25 protein-coding genes and 1 pseudogene are annotated in these 17,515 nt (G+C 34.9%); 3 read left to right on the top strand and 23 right to left on the bottom strand.

Annotation, left to right across the window (positions count from 1 at the left end):
* Window positions 1-15: 15 nt before the first annotated feature.
* The 15 genes and pseudogenes from NYE20_RS10300 to NYE20_RS10230 all read right to left on the bottom strand — a co-directional run bounded on the left by NYE20_RS10300 (window position 16) and on the right by NYE20_RS10230 (window position 10,734).
* A complete protein-coding gene (locus NYE20_RS10300; RefSeq protein ID WP_068947553.1) occupies window positions 16-1,530 on the bottom strand; it encodes a replicative DNA helicase in 1,515 nt (504 codons plus the stop codon).
* 14 nt (window positions 1,531-1,544) lie between these two features.
* Window positions 1,545-2,015, bottom strand: a complete 471-nt coding sequence (locus tag NYE20_RS10295) for a hypothetical protein (protein WP_163136372.1) — start codon at window positions 2,013-2,015, stop codon at window positions 1,545-1,547.
* Between the two features lie 42 nt (window positions 2,016-2,057).
* Window positions 2,058-3,029, bottom strand: a complete 972-nt coding sequence (locus NYE20_RS10290) for an ATP-binding protein (protein WP_004399537.1) — start codon at window positions 3,027-3,029, stop codon at window positions 2,058-2,060.
* 82 nt (window positions 3,030-3,111) lie between these two features.
* Window positions 3,112-4,026, bottom strand: a complete 915-nt coding sequence (locus NYE20_RS10285; protein WP_072692914.1) for a hypothetical protein — start codon at window positions 4,024-4,026, stop codon at window positions 3,112-3,114.
* Between the two features lie 21 nt (window positions 4,027-4,047).
* Complete coding sequence (locus NYE20_RS10280; RefSeq protein WP_072692915.1) at window positions 4,048-4,419, bottom strand: hypothetical protein; 372 nt, start codon at window positions 4,417-4,419, stop codon at window positions 4,048-4,050.
* A gap of 314 nt (window positions 4,420-4,733) precedes the next feature.
* The gene (locus tag NYE20_RS10275) at window positions 4,734-5,114 is read right to left on the bottom strand and encodes a hypothetical protein (RefSeq protein WP_019712321.1); all 381 of its coding nucleotides are present in this window, start codon (window positions 5,112-5,114) and stop codon (window positions 4,734-4,736) included.
* Window positions 5,115-5,176: 62 nt separating this feature from the next.
* Entirely contained in the window at window positions 5,177-5,473 is a 297-nt protein-coding gene (locus tag NYE20_RS10270) for a hypothetical protein (protein WP_113712893.1), read from the bottom strand.
* Window positions 5,474-5,558: 85 nt separating this feature from the next.
* Window positions 5,559-7,319 carry a right-handed parallel beta-helix repeat-containing protein gene (locus NYE20_RS10265; RefSeq protein WP_160245153.1) on the bottom strand — a complete coding sequence of 587 codons (1,761 nt, stop codon included), beginning with the start codon at window positions 7,317-7,319 and terminating at the stop codon, window positions 5,559-5,561.
* Window positions 7,316-8,142 (bottom strand): annotated as a pseudogene (gene pghZ, locus NYE20_RS10260) (gamma-polyglutamate hydrolase PghZ). The gene NYE20_RS10265 and the pseudogene pghZ overlap by 4 nt, the downstream one beginning before the upstream one ends.
* A 98-nt stretch (window positions 8,143-8,240) precedes the next feature.
* The gene (locus NYE20_RS10255) at window positions 8,241-8,618 is read right to left on the bottom strand and encodes a hypothetical protein (RefSeq protein WP_077722306.1); all 378 of its coding nucleotides are present in this window, start codon (window positions 8,616-8,618) and stop codon (window positions 8,241-8,243) included.
* 35 nt (window positions 8,619-8,653) lie between these two features.
* A complete protein-coding gene (locus NYE20_RS10250) occupies window positions 8,654-9,124 on the bottom strand; it encodes a YopX family protein (RefSeq protein ID WP_163136374.1) in 471 nt (156 codons plus the stop codon).
* Window positions 9,125-9,129: 5 nt separating this feature from the next.
* Complete coding sequence (locus NYE20_RS10245) at window positions 9,130-9,276, bottom strand: hypothetical protein (protein ID WP_014721243.1); 147 nt, start codon at window positions 9,274-9,276, stop codon at window positions 9,130-9,132.
* Between the two features lie 22 nt (window positions 9,277-9,298).
* Window positions 9,299-9,571: a hypothetical protein gene (locus NYE20_RS10240; RefSeq protein ID WP_032721745.1), complete on the bottom strand. Its 273-nt coding sequence runs from the start codon at window positions 9,569-9,571 to the stop codon at window positions 9,299-9,301.
* Complete coding sequence (locus NYE20_RS10235; protein ID WP_163136376.1) at window positions 9,561-10,448, bottom strand: hypothetical protein; 888 nt, start codon at window positions 10,446-10,448, stop codon at window positions 9,561-9,563. Before NYE20_RS10235 ends, NYE20_RS10240 begins: the two co-directional genes overlap by 11 nt.
* Before the next feature lie 64 nt (window positions 10,449-10,512).
* Window positions 10,513-10,734 carry a hypothetical protein gene (locus NYE20_RS10230; RefSeq protein WP_163136378.1) on the bottom strand — a complete coding sequence of 74 codons (222 nt, stop codon included), beginning with the start codon at window positions 10,732-10,734 and terminating at the stop codon, window positions 10,513-10,515.
* A 71-nt stretch (window positions 10,735-10,805) separates the two neighbouring features.
* Here NYE20_RS10230 and NYE20_RS10225 point away from each other — a divergent pair, with 71 nt between their 5' ends.
* Window positions 10,806-11,480 carry an SOS response-associated peptidase gene (locus NYE20_RS10225; protein WP_128751190.1) on the top strand — a complete coding sequence of 225 codons (675 nt, stop codon included), beginning with the start codon at window positions 10,806-10,808 and terminating at the stop codon, window positions 11,478-11,480.
* Window positions 11,481-11,549: 69 nt separating this feature from the next.
* A complete protein-coding gene (locus NYE20_RS10220; RefSeq protein WP_163136380.1) occupies window positions 11,550-12,362 on the top strand; it encodes an ATP-dependent DNA ligase in 813 nt (270 codons plus the stop codon).
* 255 nt (window positions 12,363-12,617) lie between these two features.
* Here the strand turns inward: NYE20_RS10220 and NYE20_RS10215 are convergent, their stop codons facing one another.
* The 4 genes from NYE20_RS10215 to NYE20_RS10200 are packed head-to-tail and all read right to left on the bottom strand — an operon-like array spanning window position 12,618 to window position 14,514.
* Window positions 12,618-13,370: a Rha family transcriptional regulator gene (locus NYE20_RS10215; protein ID WP_163136382.1), complete on the bottom strand. Its 753-nt coding sequence runs from the start codon at window positions 13,368-13,370 to the stop codon at window positions 12,618-12,620.
* A 51-nt stretch (window positions 13,371-13,421) separates the two neighbouring features.
* Window positions 13,422-13,712: a hypothetical protein gene (locus NYE20_RS10210; protein WP_151262240.1), complete on the bottom strand. Its 291-nt coding sequence runs from the start codon at window positions 13,710-13,712 to the stop codon at window positions 13,422-13,424.
* A 21-nt stretch (window positions 13,713-13,733) separates the two neighbouring features.
* Window positions 13,734-14,252 carry a hypothetical protein gene (locus NYE20_RS10205; RefSeq protein ID WP_163136384.1) on the bottom strand — a complete coding sequence of 173 codons (519 nt, stop codon included), beginning with the start codon at window positions 14,250-14,252 and terminating at the stop codon, window positions 13,734-13,736.
* 46 nt (window positions 14,253-14,298) lie between these two features.
* On the bottom strand, window positions 14,299-14,514 hold the full coding sequence (locus tag NYE20_RS10200) for a hypothetical protein (RefSeq protein ID WP_163136386.1): 216 nt from the start codon (window positions 14,512-14,514) through the stop codon (window positions 14,299-14,301).
* Between the two features lie 117 nt (window positions 14,515-14,631).
* On the opposite strand from NYE20_RS10200, the gene NYE20_RS10195 reads away from it, so the two are divergent.
* Complete coding sequence (locus NYE20_RS10195) at window positions 14,632-15,006, top strand: YoqO family protein (protein WP_163136388.1); 375 nt, start codon at window positions 14,632-14,634, stop codon at window positions 15,004-15,006.
* 18 nt (window positions 15,007-15,024) lie between these two features.
* Here NYE20_RS10195 and NYE20_RS10190 read toward each other — a convergent pair whose 3' ends face one another.
* The 4 genes from NYE20_RS10190 to NYE20_RS10175 all read right to left on the bottom strand — a co-directional run bounded on the left by NYE20_RS10190 (window position 15,025) and on the right by NYE20_RS10175 (window position 17,482).
* Entirely contained in the window at window positions 15,025-15,240 is a 216-nt protein-coding gene (locus NYE20_RS10190) for a hypothetical protein (RefSeq protein WP_163136391.1), read from the bottom strand.
* A gap of 411 nt (window positions 15,241-15,651) precedes the next feature.
* The gene (locus NYE20_RS10185; RefSeq protein ID WP_163136393.1) at window positions 15,652-16,275 is read right to left on the bottom strand and encodes an SLOG family protein; all 624 of its coding nucleotides are present in this window, start codon (window positions 16,273-16,275) and stop codon (window positions 15,652-15,654) included.
* Between the two features lie 109 nt (window positions 16,276-16,384).
* Complete coding sequence (locus NYE20_RS10180; protein ID WP_160245148.1) at window positions 16,385-16,834, bottom strand: hypothetical protein; 450 nt, start codon at window positions 16,832-16,834, stop codon at window positions 16,385-16,387.
* Window positions 16,835-16,897: 63 nt separating this feature from the next.
* Window positions 16,898-17,482, bottom strand: a complete 585-nt coding sequence (locus NYE20_RS10175) for a hypothetical protein (protein WP_160245147.1) — start codon at window positions 17,480-17,482, stop codon at window positions 16,898-16,900.
* Window positions 17,483-17,515 lie beyond the last annotated feature (33 nt).

The raw sequence follows: 17,515 nt of genomic DNA, 5'->3' as shown, positions 1-17,515 counted from the left end.
AGGGCGCTACACCCCTCATCCTGCTTTTATATTCAATTTCTCAACTGTGATTAGTTCATTGTCAAGATTTGTTGTGAAACAGTCCTTAATCCGCATGTTACCCATATTGATATGAGAAAAGACTTTAACTTTGTCATACTCATTTCCCCTATTTTTAAATACATGTGTAACAAAATTTGGCTCTGGATAAAATCCTTCTTTTAAGATTGGATCAATTGCATCCTTCTCTTTTTTACTTAAAGGAAGAATTATCATTGCAGCATCTGTTTTATCTGCAATGGCCTTACTTCCTCTCAAGTAAGAAGCATCTATTACTTGTCCTTTTAACCATGCTTCTTTCCAATCACCATTCAACTGAGTTGCACTCATCATATAGACATCGTATTTGTTACATAAGCCCTTTAACTTATCCGACATAAGTAAAAGAATTTGGTCTTCCCTCAAGTTGACCCCACTTTTTTTGCTCATCTCTGAAAAAATGGTTACTGATGAGTGGATATAATCGAAATAAACGTACTCTACATTGTTTTTAATGACGTTCTTTTCAATTGTTCTTTCAATCTCCTGAATATTAAAATCAGGCAGATGTTCGAACCATATGTTAGACTCTTGAAGAACTTTAGCAGCCTTACGCACAAGTTGTTTTTCTTGTTCATTGATTGTGTTTCTAAGGATTTTTTTCTCTTCTACACCACTAATGTAGGCAAGTGCTAAGCTTTGCAATTCTTCGGCCATCATTTCTGTTGAAATAACCGTAGAACTTTCACTCCATGGGTTTGATACCCATTCCTTCTTTTTAGGATCATAAAGTTCGGTTGCACTTAAGCGACAAGCGTCAGCGACCATGTTTCTTGTTTTACCGCCACCTGTAATACTTGAGCGCAGATAGAACTTTTTCTTCCGTGATCCCCGAAAAATTGAAGTAAGCATTTCGCTATTTAATGGAACTCCAATATCCGGCGACTCTTCGAATGAATCCAATAATTCATTAATACCTTCTCCACCCTGGATTCCCACACTTTCAGATGAAGTTCTGAATTTTTCTTTTATGTTTACAATCTTCATTTCATAAGCTGTCAAAATTTCATCAATCGACTTCTTATCAAACTGTTCTTGCATCTTTTCTTGTTCTTTTGGGTCAATCAGAGATTCATCATATATTTCCTTAATATCGAATCCCAAGCCATCCATTTCTCTAAGCAGACTAAACTTTTTTAATCTTTTATAGTGGTAATCAAAATTTTCGACAACTGCCAACTCTTGTATTTTTTCTATATATTCAAGACCCTTATTATCATGGAAAATTTTATATTGAATATCGTAATCCTTTAGATATCCATCTATTTCAACGTCATTCAATACTTCAGTTCCTTGATGAAATAGGTTGCTCATGGCAAAAAATAATATTGAATGAAACCTTGAAGGAAAATCATCCGAAGTTATCTTATATTTATTGCTCTCTGACAAGATTGTGGGATCTTTTAAAATGCTCCCTAAAACTTGAATTATTGCCTGTTTGTCTTGTAGCAAATGGACTCTCCTTCCTATAGCGTTGAGATATCAACTAGCCCTCTTTTCTTTCTCATTCCTTTTTTTATGACTAACGTAATTTCTTCTCTTTTATGATTCTTTGGGTCTTCAGCTGATTTTCGAATGGCTTTTTGTCTAATGTAATGCCGCTTTGCTTCATCATAAACAAATGGAACGATTCCAATGCCATCTCCTTCTCTGGGTTTATTATCCAAAGTTTCATAAAAGTACCTAAGTGCTAGCTCAATGCCTTTAAGTTTATACCCATATTCCTCTTGATACTCTTTAATTTGTTTCAACATCATGCCAGTTGGAGATGTAAGACCATATAGATTGCATATGTATTGAATTAACTCTTTTCTGTGATCTGATTCTTGCTTCCATGTATTAAAACACTTTTCATGGTAATATCTTTTTTTATAAGGAATTGCTGAGTCTTTGTCTAACTTGGTCTCGCAATAAGGACATTTAACTTGTCTCCCCAAATAATCACTCCTAATAAGGAGGAGAGAATAATCCCTCCTCTTTTATTCTGCTAGAAGGTCTTTTAGATCATCTAGAATTACAGACATGACACCTACTTGCTTACGGCTGCACTCAGTAACTTTTACACCCTTACCTAAATGTTTCTCTGTAATCTCATTAACTTCTTCTAAACGGCCTTCTTCATTAAGCTTCATGCCAATTTCTTTAATTTGATCCATTAATGAGTTGAAATCAAGTTCTTCTGAAGCGTTGTTTTGTTTTTGCTCTTCGTATGTAACAGCGACAATTCCTTCTGCTTGCTCCTGTCTTTCGACTGCCTCAATAATTGCTTTTTCTAAGTTTTCTGCAGTAAATTCAGGAAGGTATGTGTCAATGTAATCAAATCGGCTACGAGCAAAATGCTCTTCAGTTTCAGCTAACCAAGCACTTGATTTGATTACTTTTCTATCTTCATCAACACCATTAGAACTTAGATAAAGAACAATATCGCTGTTATCAATTACTGGAGCTAAAACTCGTTTATCCCCCTTCGGATATACTTTGCCTTTTTTGTCTTCAGCAGCATGAGCAATAAAGATAACCGTAAATCCTACGCCAATTAATTTATTGATTTCTTCCCATACTTCAGTTTCATACTCTTTCCAAAGGCCAAACCCATCATTACCATCTTTAATCCGTTCTACATCATATTGCTCGCATACATATCTAGTCGCATATTTAGCAAAAGCGTCTACTTCATCAACAATGATTGTCTGATACATTTCTTTGGCTTTTTCAGCATTTTTAGTTAACTGTTTGTTCACCTTTTTAAAATCAGCCCAACTATTGATAGGCATGAATTGGACACCGGCAATGGCATTTAATCCTTTTTCGAATGGCAGATATAACGGTTTCTTCATCCGAGTGCTTTGCTTAGTTTTACCTAAGTTGTTAGAACCGTAGATTGTGATAACTTTTCCTTCTAATCCTTTTGCTACTACAGAAACTTGTGGGTTGAAAATATCGATTGCCATTATAGTTCTCCTTTTATTTTGAATTTGTTGGGTGAGTCGGAGCTCACCCCAGTTATGTATTAGATTAATGATCTATTTTATTTTAGAAAGGGAGATCATCATCTGAAATTTCAACCGGCTTTGAAGGCTTGTTATTAGGAGCACTTCCACCAAAGCCAGACTTTTTATTGTTTTCATTGCTGCTTTCGTTCTTAAGTCCTTCTAGATAAGTCTCTCTTTCAGTCAATGCTTTTTTAATTACTTCTGGATTAAAAGCATTTTTACTATCTTCATCATAAGGATCGTTCCCACCTGTAACTAGATACTCTCTTTTTGTAATGGAGGTGATTTCTTTTTTGTCTTCTCCAAATGCAGCAGTTTTGGTTGTTACTTTTTGTTCTTTATAATTAATAATCTTTCCGAAGACATTAACCGTAGATCCTTTTTCATAATTGTTTTCAACATATTGAGAACCTTCCTTAGTCACTACAAATGTAAAAGGAATGACTTTCCCGCCATACAAAGGGATATAACCATTTAAATTAACTCTTCCTGTTTCTTCTCCTTTTACTTTTTCTTCAGTTACATTTTTAACAAACAGTTCAACATCAAATTCAGCTTTAGGATTAAATTCTTCATTAGCATCCAGTCTGTTTACAAAGTTAGTGGTTAGCTGTGGGTACGCCTTTAATACTCCTTGAGAGTAATATTCATTTAATCCAATCTTACCTTGGGTGATTCTCACTTTATCAGCTTGATCTCTTCCATGTTCTGCGATGGACTTATAATCACTTATGATAGTTTGATACCCTTTGGCAATAGCATTATCTGTACCATCAGCTTTCTTATATTTTGAAAAGCCTTTAACTGTATGCACTTCGTTAGGTGCAACCTCAATATCTAATTCAATATTTAGTCCATTTCCATTTTTCCACTCAGTGTGTCTTACTTCTGCCAGAGTTCCTTCAAGTGTTACAACGTTTGATGCTTCACGTAATACCGTTTTGTTTTCTGTCATATTTTTAATCATCCTCTATTTTTATTTTTGTCTATTGTGATTTTTCTTTGAATATGTAATTTTGCTAAACTTGCAGTCTTTGATTCCAAGTTCTTTACTAAGTTCTATGTACCTTCTTTTTGGGAACTTCCAATCATTTTGATCAGAAAAGCATCCTGATTTATTTACAATTTCAAATACCTGCTTTTTTCTGTTAACTTTGATTATCATATTTCCATAAGCGTACTCTGTGCAAAATAAACGTTTTTTAACTCGCTCAGGATGAGTTTCTTTGACAAGTGAGACATTCCTTATCATCTTTAACAGTGCCTGATCAGGAGTAATTGACTTGTTGCCTTTAACGTTTTCTCTGTAATAGCTTAATGCCTTCTCTGTTATCCCCAGTACCTCCAAGTAGTTCGCCTCCTTCCCTTTAACTTGATTTTATTATATACATATTTTTTATCTTTGTCTATATGTTTTATAAACTTTTATATTTTTTATTTTTGTGTTTCATTCGCAATCTTTCTAATTCGAATAAAATTATCATTTTATTGAGTTACAAGGGTCAAGGAGCCACACAATGGCAGCTCCTGAGTTGATCAGCCTCCGACTCTAACTTCCATATTAGCTCATCCCCCAATAATATTAATCACTTTTTAACCCCCAAAACCTTTTTAATACTCTCCCTTAGGATTAAAGAGAATTATATCATGGATTCATAATATTTAAACAATTTCACTCCATAACCACATATCCATTGTTTGCAATGTAAATCCATCAGGCAGCTTCTTCATTTTTATATTAACATTAAATCTCTTTCCGGTTGTTTTATGTACAATAGCCAGTTCTTCTCCATTAAAGAAACGCACAATGGCCTCATCAAATGCAATTGGCTGATTAACCACATAACCTTCCTTTAAAGCTCTAATAAACAAATAGGGATCATTTTTATACAGCTCATAAAGAATGTTCGCATATTGTTCGTTCTTGTCTCTAAGTAGTTCAAAATTAATCAACGGTATGTATAAGTCTTTGTCTGATAAATTTAATTTGTTTCTAAAGTATTTAATTGCTTCATCTTGCTCTTTAGAAATGATGTTTGACATTCAGTTAACCCCTTTATTCGTATGATAACTAGGCTAATCTTAGAGACTAGCCCAGCATTGCCTTATAAATATTCTACTAGACCATCGTCTTTAGCCCCTTCTGCTATTAGACTATAGGCAGCCAGAAGATGCTCTTTGATTTTCTCTTTTGTTTCTTCCCCGAATGCATCAAAACCAATTTTAACATCACTTGAGTAATTAATTTTCCTATTCCCTACTTGAACTACATTTTCCTTTTTAATTTCAGCAATAAAATAAGCATTTGCTAGGTTCTTTCCTAAATACTCCTCTGTTAATGGATCATAATCATCGAAAACCTCATACCGTATTTCTCCGATTCTAAGCTTCTGCTCACTCATAGTCTCATCCCCTGTTTTGAAATTTTTGGTACTTCTAAATTATATACCAAACAAATAAAGGGAACAAGTGTTCTTATTGAGTTTTTTATTTATAATCGATTAGTGTATCATCTAAGGCTAATCTAGGTGTCCCGCTGTCGTATGTATTATGTATTAAAGTTGTACTGGAAGCATTAAACGTTGCAAATGGGTGCGAAAGAATTCTTGAACCAATACCTTGAACATCGTTCCTAATTAATCGAACCTTTTTTGTCCCGTTTAAATATATTCCATAGCCTTGATCTGAATCTCTGTTAAACACGATTTCATTTCCTCTAACCATATGCTCAGAACCGCCTATAAAGTGGATCGCAATGATTGCTTTGCAATTATATATCTGGTTATCACTTATTCTGATATTGTACATATCAGCTGCCCCCATAATTGCAACATTTCTTGGTTCAAATATCTCATTCCTTGTTAGGAAGACTTCTGAATCTTTATCCCAATATATACCGTAACCTTTTCCACTCAATAAGAAATCGTTTAGCTTAATTCTAACTGCTTGAGATCTCTCACAATATAGACCTCCGTAAAGATTGGAGAACGTATTATTTAAGAATTTAACGTCATTCGAATCCATCACTTTAATTGCATATGCTGAAGTTGTACCTTTCCCTTTATTATTGCTCACTTTAATATCTGATGAATTCCTCACCTGGATCTGAATACAATCGCTGTCCTGTATTCTGTTGTTCGAAATGGAAACATCTTCGGCCATATGTGTTGCTATTGCACAATTTGAAGCGTTCTTTACGGTATTATTATCAATCGATACCCCTTTTCCTCTAATCATCATGCCTATTTTAAACCCTTGAATATTGTTATCAGTTATTTGAATTCTGTTGCTAGTCTCAGTGCTCGAAACGCCTACAGAGTCTATTCCATACTCTTTAGACTCCCCTTCATTTATTATCTTGTTACCCTTAATACTCACATCTGTACTGTAGCCATATGAAATAACATTGTCACAGTAGTTATCTTTGATGGAAACTTTACCGCTTGTATGAGCAGTAACCGAACCACGACCATTTTTTCTAAACCTGCAATCCGATATCGTTAACTCATAAGGATGATCATACTTTCTTCCGTTTTCTCCGTAGCCCTCTAAATCAATACCTAGTTGAGGGCCAATTGTATCTCCTCCAGCTTCCTCTATATCACAGTCTTCAACCAATAACCCTTCACAACCGTTAGTAGCTAAATTGTTCCGTCTCCCTCTTTTCAGTTCACATTTTCTTACGGTCACACTTTTGGAAGGTGTATAAGCCATCCCTGGATAATTCATCATTCCGTGTGCTGCAATCCAAATGTTGTCTCCTATACAATCTGAGATTTTTACATTTTCAATCAAAACGTTTTTGCTCCCATGAACATGTATTCCGAATCCCCATTCATGTGTTTTTCTATCGGTATCAATTAGAGAATAATCATGTTGATATCGATCACCTATAATATGACCTCCTCTAATTATTACGTTCTCTGCAAGCCCAATATAAAAACAAGAATAGCCTTGATACCCATTGGGGTTAACTTGAAATACTGCTTCTGGATCTAAAAGGAGCTCCATATTTGATGGGATTTTAATTCCCCCGCCCACTTCAGGATTGCGTTGATTTAATGTATTTACTGAATCAATAATAAAATTCCCTTTTGGAATTTCCACAATAGGGAAATTATTTTTTGATGCGTATATAAGAGCCTCATTAAACCCTTTAGTTGTTTCATTTGGATTCGAGTTAAAGGCATTTATTCCCCATTGATCAAAGTCAACATAGTATCGCATGGATTTATTCAACAATATCATGGTGCTACTCCAGCAATACAATACACATTTTCATTAATGAATTTAGTTAGAACAGCAATATAGTCATAAAAAACTTGATTCTTCGTTCCATTGCGTCCAGCCAGTGTAAAAGTATTAAACATTTCTCTTCGTTGTTCAGTGCTTATTTCAAGTTGAATACTCATACCAGTGCTATTTTTATTAGCAATGTTCTGCTCATTTGTGCCAGCTAAACGGGAATCTTCAGACAGCAATTCTGCAGAAAAGCCTGCATCGGTAAGCAACGATGTAATCTTAGCTGCTTTTTCTCTTTCTGTCCCACCAACTAAAGTGTGTGTTTCTTACTTGATGCATACCCATGAATTGAGATTGTTAAATCATGCTTACTTAATAAATCTAAAGCTTGAGGATCATCAAAATTCGTACTTGTAATATGCAACTCAGAAGCTCCTGGTATTCTTAAACCTTCAAATAGATAGGTAGAATAAGACTTACTTAGTTCTTTTGCAAGCTCGCTAGTCCCTCCTTCAATACCTCCACCATGAGGAGCCAAAATAAGCACACGCCTATCAACATCGGTAGTTAGAATGTTATAGCTCAAAGGTGACTCATTTGCTTTCAACTCTTTAAAATTACTATACTTATCTGCAGCTAGAACTGAACTTTGATTAAACAATGCAAACAGTGAGGTTACTAGGATTGGAAAAGACTTCTTGGCTGTGATATACTTATATAGCTTCGTAACCTTGCGAAGTGTGCGGTAGAGAAGGTCAGGCCCGCCAAAGCTAGCCTTCTCTGCCCCCTTAATCTCTTTTTCCTCTATTCTGTTTTTGAACTTCAACAATTAACAACTCTCCTTATATAATTTTATATTTATTCCCTATTTTCATCTTATAAGCAGTCACATTAGTACCACCCCCTTATCCGAATAAAAAATTACTTTTAACTGATTTGTCTTAACTGTTCACTCATATAATCAACCCATTCAGTAAAAGCACTAATTATAGGTTGTCTATTGCCTGAATCTGCCCACCCTGCGAAACCAATAAAACCATCTGGATTAAAGCTAATTGCTTCTCTTTGAGTAAAATAGTGACTGTTTATGTAAAGATAACAACTTTTTAAAGTTCCATTTGTTTTGTATTTGCTTTTTATTTTCTGACTCATTCTCATTGTATCAACAGACATTGTATGTGCTTTAACTGCCTGTTTAACATGCTTATTAAGCAGCATAACTAAAGCACAAATATCTCCCTCCGTAATGTCTTCATAACTAAGTCCCTTTTGCACAAAATAATTTCTTGCTTCTTCTGAGGTCATTTAAACACTCTCCCTATCTGGTTAAAATATCGTTTTTATTTAGATTTTATAAGCTCTGAATCTTCATAGATGTTCCCAGTGACTTCATAGTTATTAGTAAAATCTATTGGTGCAAAGATATCTTCTTCTCGTCCTTTTTGATGTTTTTTAGTTTCATAAGTAAACCAAGCACTCTTGAAGTCGACTACTCCTAACTGTGAAAACCCTTCGATTATGTCAAAGTCGATAATGCCGCCACCACTATCACGATTTGGAACATGTTCATTCTCTTCCCATACACGAAGTATATCCCCTTCATAAATATCCCGGCCGTTCTTATCCTTCAATCCGGTGAATTGCCCAACTGTTTCCGGCCTCACTTTGTAAGCAAATGGAACACCAGCTTTATTAGAGATATAAGAACCAGGATCAATGCCCATGCTCTTGATTCTTTGTTTGATGATTGATAGATTGCCGTAATACCATTCACCGTTAATACCCATTCCTCTGAACTTAATTTCCCTCATTCCCCTTACCTCCCGTCCATTGGTCTAACATTTTCAAAATCCTCTATGTCATCAACATATTCAACGTATTCTATTTCGATATTTCCCGCTGCATCTTCATGTACCCATACTTCCATTTCGGCTACCGCTTTCACTTTCGCTTTGTATCTCATTATGCTACCTCCATTTGATTTTTTATTTAGATTCTTTTCTTATCCATTTTCTAACCTTCACTTCTTTTAACTCCACTTCATAACAATCCACTTGTTCTTCAAATTCCCAAGGGCTTTCATACTGGTTTTCAGTTGCGCCTTTGCTATAGAAAGTTTCAAAAAAGCGCCCCTGATATGAGAACACAATTCTATAGTGAATGCTCCACCTAGACGTGTCAGTGATTTCTTCTAAAATTGAGGATTCCGGCAGTCCCAATTCATTTACCATGTAATCTTTGTCCAATTTAATTTTCATTTAAAATAACCCCTCTTCCTTTGCAGCATTTACATTCGACTAAAGGCTCGTTGATTTTAGCCATCAGATCATCTAAAAATTTCTTAATATTACTCTTCAAATCCTCAACGTCCTTACCACTAAAAGGCTCTACAATTGGGTAGCTCTGATAGGCTTTAGGTGCAACATTGTAAATTTCAACTTCCCGCTTTGTTTGAAACCTTTTCTCAAGTTTAGGCTTTCTCCGTTTGTACATTGCATTAAGATCAACTATATACTCGTGAGGTTTGTAAAGCTCCAGAACCTTGACCACAGTTAAACAGAAATCATAATCACTCGTGATTCTTGCAAATTTAGGGTTTATATTGGCTTTTATATGGTTTCTGATAATCTTATAGCTTTCTTCATGGGACAAGTAACACGGCTTTGTTTCAAGAAGCATTGGATGAGTTTGAATTCTATCCAGTAAGTTATAATTCAAGTTAAAATTTTGACTTTGTAGCTTAAGTTCTCCGTCAATTTCTTCAATTACATTCATTTCGAATTCAATTTTTTGGTTCTGTTGTGGGACTTCTTCAAATTTCAAATCATATAGCCCCTTCACTTCATAGTATTCACTGTCTTCACCTATGTAAGAATCTTTAATTACTTTAGGAGTTAATTCAGATTCTTGGAATCCCTCTTTTAATTCATACCTATGATTGATTTTTTTAGCTGGCAATTGCTTTTCAATAACTCTTGGCTCCTTATCTAGCTTAAACCAGTCTGACTTATACGTTTCAGATGCTCGTTTCCCATCGAATAACAATTCATCTAATTGACTATGAAAATATCTCTTGCCCTCAATATTGTCTGACACCAAAAAACAGTTACTTGTTTTAATACCAATTAGCTTCATCAAAATTCCCCTTTTTAATTTTATTTTTATCCTTATAAAATCTCTGTTTTATCTAGATTTCTGTTTACATACTTCTTCTAATTTTATTTTTATCCAACAAATCAATAATGTAAGTCTCATACATGTCATCCCAATAAGGATCTGTTCTCGCTATGTATTTCTTTGTTCTTCCGTTCTCCTCAATCTTAAAGGTTTGTCCCTTTTGAATATCGGTGAACTTTTTCTTTCTCCATATTCCCCTGATCAACACATCAACTTCTTTAACCTCAATTGTTTGCTGCAGCATCACATTCCTCCTTTTTGATTTTCATGTACCAAGCCTGTACAATATTCAAAAAACCCTAAAGGATGATGAACATGTGTGGCAGGTTCACTTTATTTTCTGAGTTTGATGACATCATTGAGCAATTCAATATAGATCAATTCTTACCCGAAGATGAATATCACCCTAGCTATAATGTCGCTCCTTCACAAAACATCCTGACAATCATCAATGATGGATCAAATAATCGCTTAGGCAAGCTTAGATGGGGCCTTATCCCTCCTTGGGCTAAAGACGAAAAGATCGGCTATAAAATGATCAACGCTCGAGCTGAAACATTGGCTGAGAAACCAAGTTTTCGAAAGCCGCTCGTCAGCAAACGTTGTATCATACCCGCTGACAGTTTTTATGAATGGAAACGCCTAGATCCAAAGACTAAGATTCCTATGCGGATTAAGCTTAAATCATCTAATATCTTCGCTTTTGCCGGCTTATATGAAAAGTGGAACACGCCAGAAGGCAATCCGTTGTACACTTGCACAATCATCACAACAAAGCCTAATAAGCTTATGGAAGACATTCATGATCGGATGCCAGTTATCCTTACTGATGAGAACGAAAAGGAATGGCTAAACCCTAAAAATACTGACCCTGATTACCTACAAAGCTTACTGCAGCCTTATGATGCTGATGACATGGAAGCATACCAGGTTTCATCTTTAGTGAATTCACCTAAAAACAATTCACCTGAGCTCATAGAATCCCATTAAGTACCACTGCCATATCGCTTTATATATCACCTTCTCTTAGCTAATATGTTCTAAGTAGGAGGTGATATTTTGTTTGTATCGCCAATGCTATTGCATTCAATAAAAGAGCCATTTGACGACGAGAACTATATCACTGAGCTCAAATTTGATGGAATCAGACTCATCCTTTCTAAATTTGATAATCAGATTAAGCTATACACTCGTCACAACAACGAAGTAACAAACAAGTTTCCAGAACTCTTGGACTTAGATATTCCAGATGGAACAGTACTCGATGGTGAAGTTATTGTAGCTGCCCCAGGTGGTGCTCCTGACTTTGAAGCTGTAATGGAACGTTTCATGTCCAAAAAGTCAGCTCATAAGATTGTTTACTGTGTTTTTGATGTTATCTATAAAGACGGTCAGTCAATAGCAGCTAAGCCAATCACTGAGCGTAAGATAACTCTAAACTCACTTGAGCTAAATCATCCTAATGTCTTTGTAATCGAAGGAATTCAAGGTAACGGACTAGCTTACTTTAACCTGGCCAAAGAAAAGAATTTAGAGGGAATCGTACTCAAGAAAGCTGACTCCCCTTACGAGATCAATAAACGTTCACATAATTGGCTGAAAGTGATCAATTACGATTACACCGAAGTTCTTATTACCGGCTACACCAAAAAGGATATAAAATTCCTTTTGTCTTATCCTGATGGAACTGCAGCTGGATTTATGGAATTCATGCCCAATACAGAACGTGGTAAATTTCATTCTATGAAACAAGTAAAGTCTGAATCTGATGAATATGTATTTATTGAACCTATATTATGTAAGGTTAAGCACAGATTTAAGACTAAGCACGGCAAACTCCGCATCCCTTCCTTCGAATCCTGGAGAGTATAAACTCTCCGTTACATAACTCCTTAGCACCAAGCAATTAAAAAGCTAATGAAAATTTAGTACATTGGTCATTTAGTGTTTTCTAACGGAATTATATTCACTTCTCTCTGTACTAGGTGTTTTTGATGGCAGCTTGGACATGAAACAGTTGTTTCAATCGAAGGTGGATAGAAAATCACTTCATTACAGCTTCTGCAAGTAAAACAATCCTTTTTTATTACCATAACTAGATCACCCACTTCCTTTAAAATAAATATTTTATGCAGTTTCTTTCTTTAGAGTCACTTTATACTTCACAGCCATATCTTTAACAATCGCTAAGAAAATTTCTGTGAGCTTTGGATCTTCATCAATGATATCCATAAAGTTTGCTTTTTCTACTTTTGTTTTAGACGCCCCCTCTTTTTTCATGTTATTTCTTTTATTATCAAGTCTTCTTTGCAGATTACATTTCCCTCGGGTTTCTAAGGTTTTGTAACTCTCAGACCATACTGCCGAGTGACTTAACCCACTTTCTTTTGCTATTAATCTAATAATTTTGTTGATTTCTTTTCTCCAATTCGATGGATTCAATCCAATCAAATCAAAGATTCTTTTTTGCTCATTTTCAATAACAGTTATTCGTTTTTCTTGTTGCACCATATTGTTTACTGTTGCAGCTAAAACCTCTAACTCTGTTTTTGGTTGCATTAAATCCTTTTCCATTCGGTTAAATGCTTCAACATATTTTGCTGTGAAAACCAAACCTTTTTGACCCGTCATTTTATTGGCAACCAATTCACACCCCATTTTAGTTAGGAAAAAGTGAGGCTGAGGTTGATTCCTTTTATTTAGGTATTCACTAAGAATGAAGTAATTCTCACTCTGCATTTTTGCAGAGTGAAGATATTCTATGTATTTTCGAATGCTTCTCAAAAGTTGGTCATGTTCTTTTCCAATCATATCCTTCACTTCACGACTATCCACTAAAAGTTGTCCATCTCGCTCAATTACAGTTAAGTTATTATTCAAATAAAATTCCTCTCCATTCATTTTTATTTTCTTTAAAAACTATCTTTTATTTTAGATTTCATCAGCTTGTCTAATAGTGTCTAACAATTCTTTCTTTTTGAAATATGTCTTTTCCAAACGATTTACTTCCTTTTGCAATTCAGTAGCAGCATCATACTTAAGGATCCATTCTCCTACTCCACAGACTTCTCTTCGTTCTTTCTCAAACGTTTTTATGTGGTGGCCTTCAAACCAAACCCTTACTCTGGTTCCGTTTTCAAATTCATTATTAAAAGCAGCTTCTTTGTTAATTCCCGCATAAATGCATTTATATTTACTGTTGTCGACTACGTATGTATTCATTTTGCCACTCCCTTGTAGATTCTATTGACTGTCTATAATGGAATCCCAATTAAACGTTTCAAGTATATTAAAAAGCCGCTCAACTTTCGGTGCCCTCCAAGCTGTCATTGCGTACGTGTGAACCTTTTTCGTATAGTGATAATGATTTTGTTTGATGTGCTGTTTTGCCTCCGCTTTAGTTAGAAACATTGTATTTTGACAAATGTAATGAACCTCTGTTTCTGGAATTAGATTAGCGCCACTGTCTACATACTCATGTATCCATTCTAAAGCGGAAACTTCACACTCTATATCTTCCATCGCCTCTAACGCTTCTGAGGACAATTCTTTATTCTCCTTAATGTCCTTTAGATAACTTTCCAATTCATACGATTCGCCATCTTCAGGGATGTAAACAGAATAACGTTCCGCATCATCCTCCGATGTCCGGATCCATTTAAAATCCCCAACTGCCCAAAAGCGAGGCTCAGCTTGAGAGTCATGATCCTGTGTTTTCAATTCATTTTGAAGTTCTTTCAAAAACTGAATATCTTGATTCATCCGTTTCCTCCTATCTGTTTAAAATCACGATTTTATTTAGATTTAGTTATGTAATTTCATTTAAGTTTTCGTATTTAGTAAGCTCATCAAGCACTCTTTCCATTTCAGCAATAGACATTTCTTTGAAATTTGGTGCATATCCTAAGACCTTAGCTAAAAACCAACGCTTTTCTTTCAGGCTATTTAAACCTAATCGTTTAAATTCTTTGGATAATTTTCTTCTCAGCACAGGGAAATAACCTAGTGTAGTGTATACGATCAATTAATTTTACCTCCTAAAAAATCTGTTATTTTAATTTAACTTTAATGTGGATCACCTTGAGAAAATCCCCTTTAACTGGTAAACTCATACCTAACTTGCATAAGAGTGGGTGATTCCTTGAGTAAAACAATCGGTATTGCTGGATTTATCATCAGCATAGTAGCGCAATCATTTTCGGCGAATGATTCGCTATCTCATAAGATCGCTACGGGTTTATTATTTGTATCAATAGCAGTTTATAATTTTGACCATGCTAAAGATTATTCCAAAACATCCCTTGTCGTAATATGCCTTTCCTTTTTCATACTTGCCTTGAGTATTCATAAGCTTCTTTCCTTTTCCAGTGACTTATTTGACAATGTGAATATAAATTTCGGAGTAATATTCATCCTTCAAATCACATTAATAATTGGATCTGTTGCAATAGCTATCAGTATAATGAAATTTATCTGTGATCGTCTAAAAAAGAAACCTAACGGTAAAGAGTGTTAATCCCTCTTTGCCCTTTTTTTATGCTAAACGCTTCTTCCTGTGCGATCTTTTATGTATGAAATCAAATGCGATATCAACTTTTGCTGGCTCCTTCTCCTCTGCTACTCGCTCTGTAACAACAATCAGTTGTCCATTTTCCTGGTGGTCAATGCTATGGACTGAATATCCTTTAGTAGCGTAATATTCACCAATAATCTCATCAACGTGGTTGCTAAGCAGATTCCTCTTTATCACTTAAATAACCTCCACTAATTTTATTTTTACTCTTTAAATATTTATATGTATTCCATCCGCAGCCATCAAATACGCTTATGTCAGCTCCAAGATGCCATCTAAACCAAACTAAGTTAAACCAGGCTGTATTAATTATGTGCTTTAAATAACCTATGTGCCTTCCTCCTTACAATGAAATAATCCTTTTATTGAGATTCTGTGATCTTAATTAGAAATCTCATCCTTTCCTTCTTTGTTCTTGTTAAATTGTAGCTTTCCCTTAAAAAGTCCTGAAACCTGTGAAATGGGATAGGTTTTAAACCAAGGTTTCTCACTTGATTACAATAACCCCCATAGTATTCTTGCTCATATCCTCTCTGTTCGGATCTGTAGTTAAAAGGATTCAATGCTTTATTACCTCCCGCTGGGTTATTAAGGTGTATATGATATATCTAATTCAAAATCACATTTTGGATGAAGTCTCCATAGTTGATGTCCTAAATATGTTTTCCTAGCGTAATTTAGACAGTTCCTTGTCCCACTTTTACTTCCGTCATAAACAGCTACTATTGCTTCACTGTGATCAATCATGTATTCATTTCGCTTTTGCATCTTAGCCGGCGAAAACTCTCCTGGTACAGCTCCACTAACTTTATATTTATCTAATTCTTCAACATTAATAATCTCATCTGCCACATCAAGCATTCGCTTGTACCACATTTTCTGTTCTGCAGACCATACTTTGTCTTGTTCTTTGAAAGGTGTAGCAATTATGTTTTTTATATGAGGGTATTTCTTCTTTAGAATATGTACACACCAGCAAGCAGCCTGATCAGTTCCTAATGCTCCACCAGTTATGAACCTGGACTTGTTTTCCTTATTGATTAATTCTTCAATGACTTCAAGTAGCTTATCTTTCAGTTTAAGCATTGTTGGATTTTTCATATCGTATCCACCCAATTTGTTCGGCCTATGACCAGTGAAGCACACCGTTTTCTTTCTTATAGTCTCCTTTTCTTGATATATCCGCTCACGTTCATTTCTCTCAATTTCCATCTGCTTAACATATTCAGGATCACTAAGTTTTTTGAAATTGACTATCGGTTCTCACCCTTTCTTTAAAACAGTCTTTTTATTCAGAAAGCAACATTTTCATTAACCTCTCCTAGCTATAAAAAGTGCCTTCTTTATCACTTTTAACAACCTTCCCATCTTTTAACTCATAAAAGACGCTCCTTGCCATTTCTTCGTAATAGTATTCAATATGGACTGACTTCTCGACAATCTCTGGTACAATGATCTGAAAAAACTTCTCTATTTCTCGATTATAATTTTTCAAACTGCACTGAAAAGACCACAATCTAGAATCTTGATCAAACCTTCTGTCAAAGCCGTCTGAAGAATCCTCTTCCCAACTTGTTGGCATATAAGATAATGCACCACAAGGAATAAAATCTGCCCTTGGAATTTCACTAAATGTATGTAAAAAATCATATTGAGGATAGCATGCACTTAAGTCAAACCAGGTAAGACCTTCATACATCAGTTTCCTAATTAGTTCAGCAAACTCTTCTTTAATAATTCCTTTAAACCTCAAGCCAGTATACATTCCCATATCATTCTCCTTTTCCCTTTAAAATTTTACTTTTATGTAGAACTGCATTGAACAATCAAATTTTCAAACATAAAACGTGTAATTAGTTTCGCCTGTTGGTTCTTCTATGTAATGTATTTTCTCTTTTTCAGCCACTTCCAATAATTCGTCTCTTTTTGAGACATCTAACTCATTAGAATCAATCGCCTTCATCATATTTAAAAATCTCTGCAGCCTTTGTTTTGCATTTCGATCTCCTCTATATTCGTTTTTGTGTAGAGATAAACTAAGTTCAATTCTATTAAACTCGCTTGTATAGTTGCTTACAGACTGCTCATAAGACAAATTTATCTTTGATAAGAATTTCTCTCCGTGTTGTCCTTTCTCAGTTAATTCAAATAAAAAGTACTTGTAACCATTTACATCTTTAATCCTTTTAATCTCATCATAAATTTCCTGAATATCTTCCGGGAAAGTAACAAATTCATCTTCTAAATAGTATCTATTTGTCTCTATTGTTTTGACTTTATTTCCATTCCGATAAGTGTATCCAAAATAACTTGGCTCTATCTCAGATTCTCCACATTTACATTTAGAAAAATCACCTGATTTAGCTTCAAATACATCTTCACATAACATACATTGATACATTCCTTCTGTTACTGGCATCTCTATCCCCTCTTTCCGTTAAAATGCATCTTT

Source organism: Bacillus sp. FSL R5-0416 (assembly GCF_037975425.1).
Taxonomy (GTDB): Bacteria; Bacillota; Bacilli; order Bacillales; family Bacillaceae; genus Bacillus; species Bacillus subtilis.
This window is presented reverse-complemented; position numbering and strand designations above follow the sequence as displayed.

Coding starts and splice junctions, on each gene's coding strand:
- NYE20_RS10205 (WP_163136384.1), bottom strand. CDS start 14,252: ATGAATCAAGATATTCAGTTTTTGAAAGAACTTCAAAATGAATTGAAA.
- NYE20_RS10245 (WP_014721243.1), bottom strand. CDS start 9,276: ATGAGATACAAAGCGAAAGTGAAAGCGGTAGCCGAAATGGAAGTATGG.
- NYE20_RS10275 (WP_019712321.1), bottom strand. CDS start 5,114: ATGTCAAACATCATTTCTAAAGAGCAAGATGAAGCAATTAAATACTTT.
- NYE20_RS10285 (WP_072692914.1), bottom strand. CDS start 4,026: ATGACAGAAAACAAAACGGTATTACGTGAAGCATCAAACGTTGTAACA.
- NYE20_RS10235 (WP_163136376.1), bottom strand. CDS start 10,448: ATGAAGCTAATTGGTATTAAAACAAGTAACTGTTTTTTGGTGTCAGAC.
- NYE20_RS10225 (WP_128751190.1), top strand. CDS start 10,806: ATGTGTGGCAGGTTCACTTTATTTTCTGAGTTTGATGACATCATTGAG.
- NYE20_RS10265 (WP_160245153.1), bottom strand. CDS start 7,319: ATGATATTGTTGAATAAATCCATGCGATACTATGTTGACTTTGATCAA.
- NYE20_RS10230 (WP_163136378.1), bottom strand. CDS start 10,734: ATGCTGCAGCAAACAATTGAGGTTAAAGAAGTTGATGTGTTGATCAGG.
- NYE20_RS10250 (WP_163136374.1), bottom strand. CDS start 9,124: ATGAGGGAAATTAAGTTCAGAGGAATGGGTATTAACGGTGAATGGTAT.
- NYE20_RS10240 (WP_032721745.1), bottom strand. CDS start 9,571: ATGAAAATTAAATTGGACAAAGATTACATGGTAAATGAATTGGGACTG.
- NYE20_RS10255 (WP_077722306.1), bottom strand. CDS start 8,618: ATGACCTCAGAAGAAGCAAGAAATTATTTTGTGCAAAAGGGACTTAGT.
- NYE20_RS10175 (WP_160245147.1), bottom strand. CDS start 17,482: ATGCCAGTAACAGAAGGAATGTATCAATGTATGTTATGTGAAGATGTA.
- NYE20_RS10290 (WP_004399537.1), bottom strand. CDS start 3,029: ATGGCAATCGATATTTTCAACCCACAAGTTTCTGTAGTAGCAAAAGGA.
- NYE20_RS10270 (WP_113712893.1), bottom strand. CDS start 5,473: ATGAGTGAGCAGAAGCTTAGAATCGGAGAAATACGGTATGAGGTTTTC.
- NYE20_RS10185 (WP_163136393.1), bottom strand. CDS start 16,275: ATGGAAATTGAGAGAAATGAACGTGAGCGGATATATCAAGAAAAGGAG.
- NYE20_RS10210 (WP_151262240.1), bottom strand. CDS start 13,712: ATGAATACATACGTAGTCGACAACAGTAAATATAAATGCATTTATGCG.
- NYE20_RS10180 (WP_160245148.1), bottom strand. CDS start 16,834: ATGGGAATGTATACTGGCTTGAGGTTTAAAGGAATTATTAAAGAAGAG.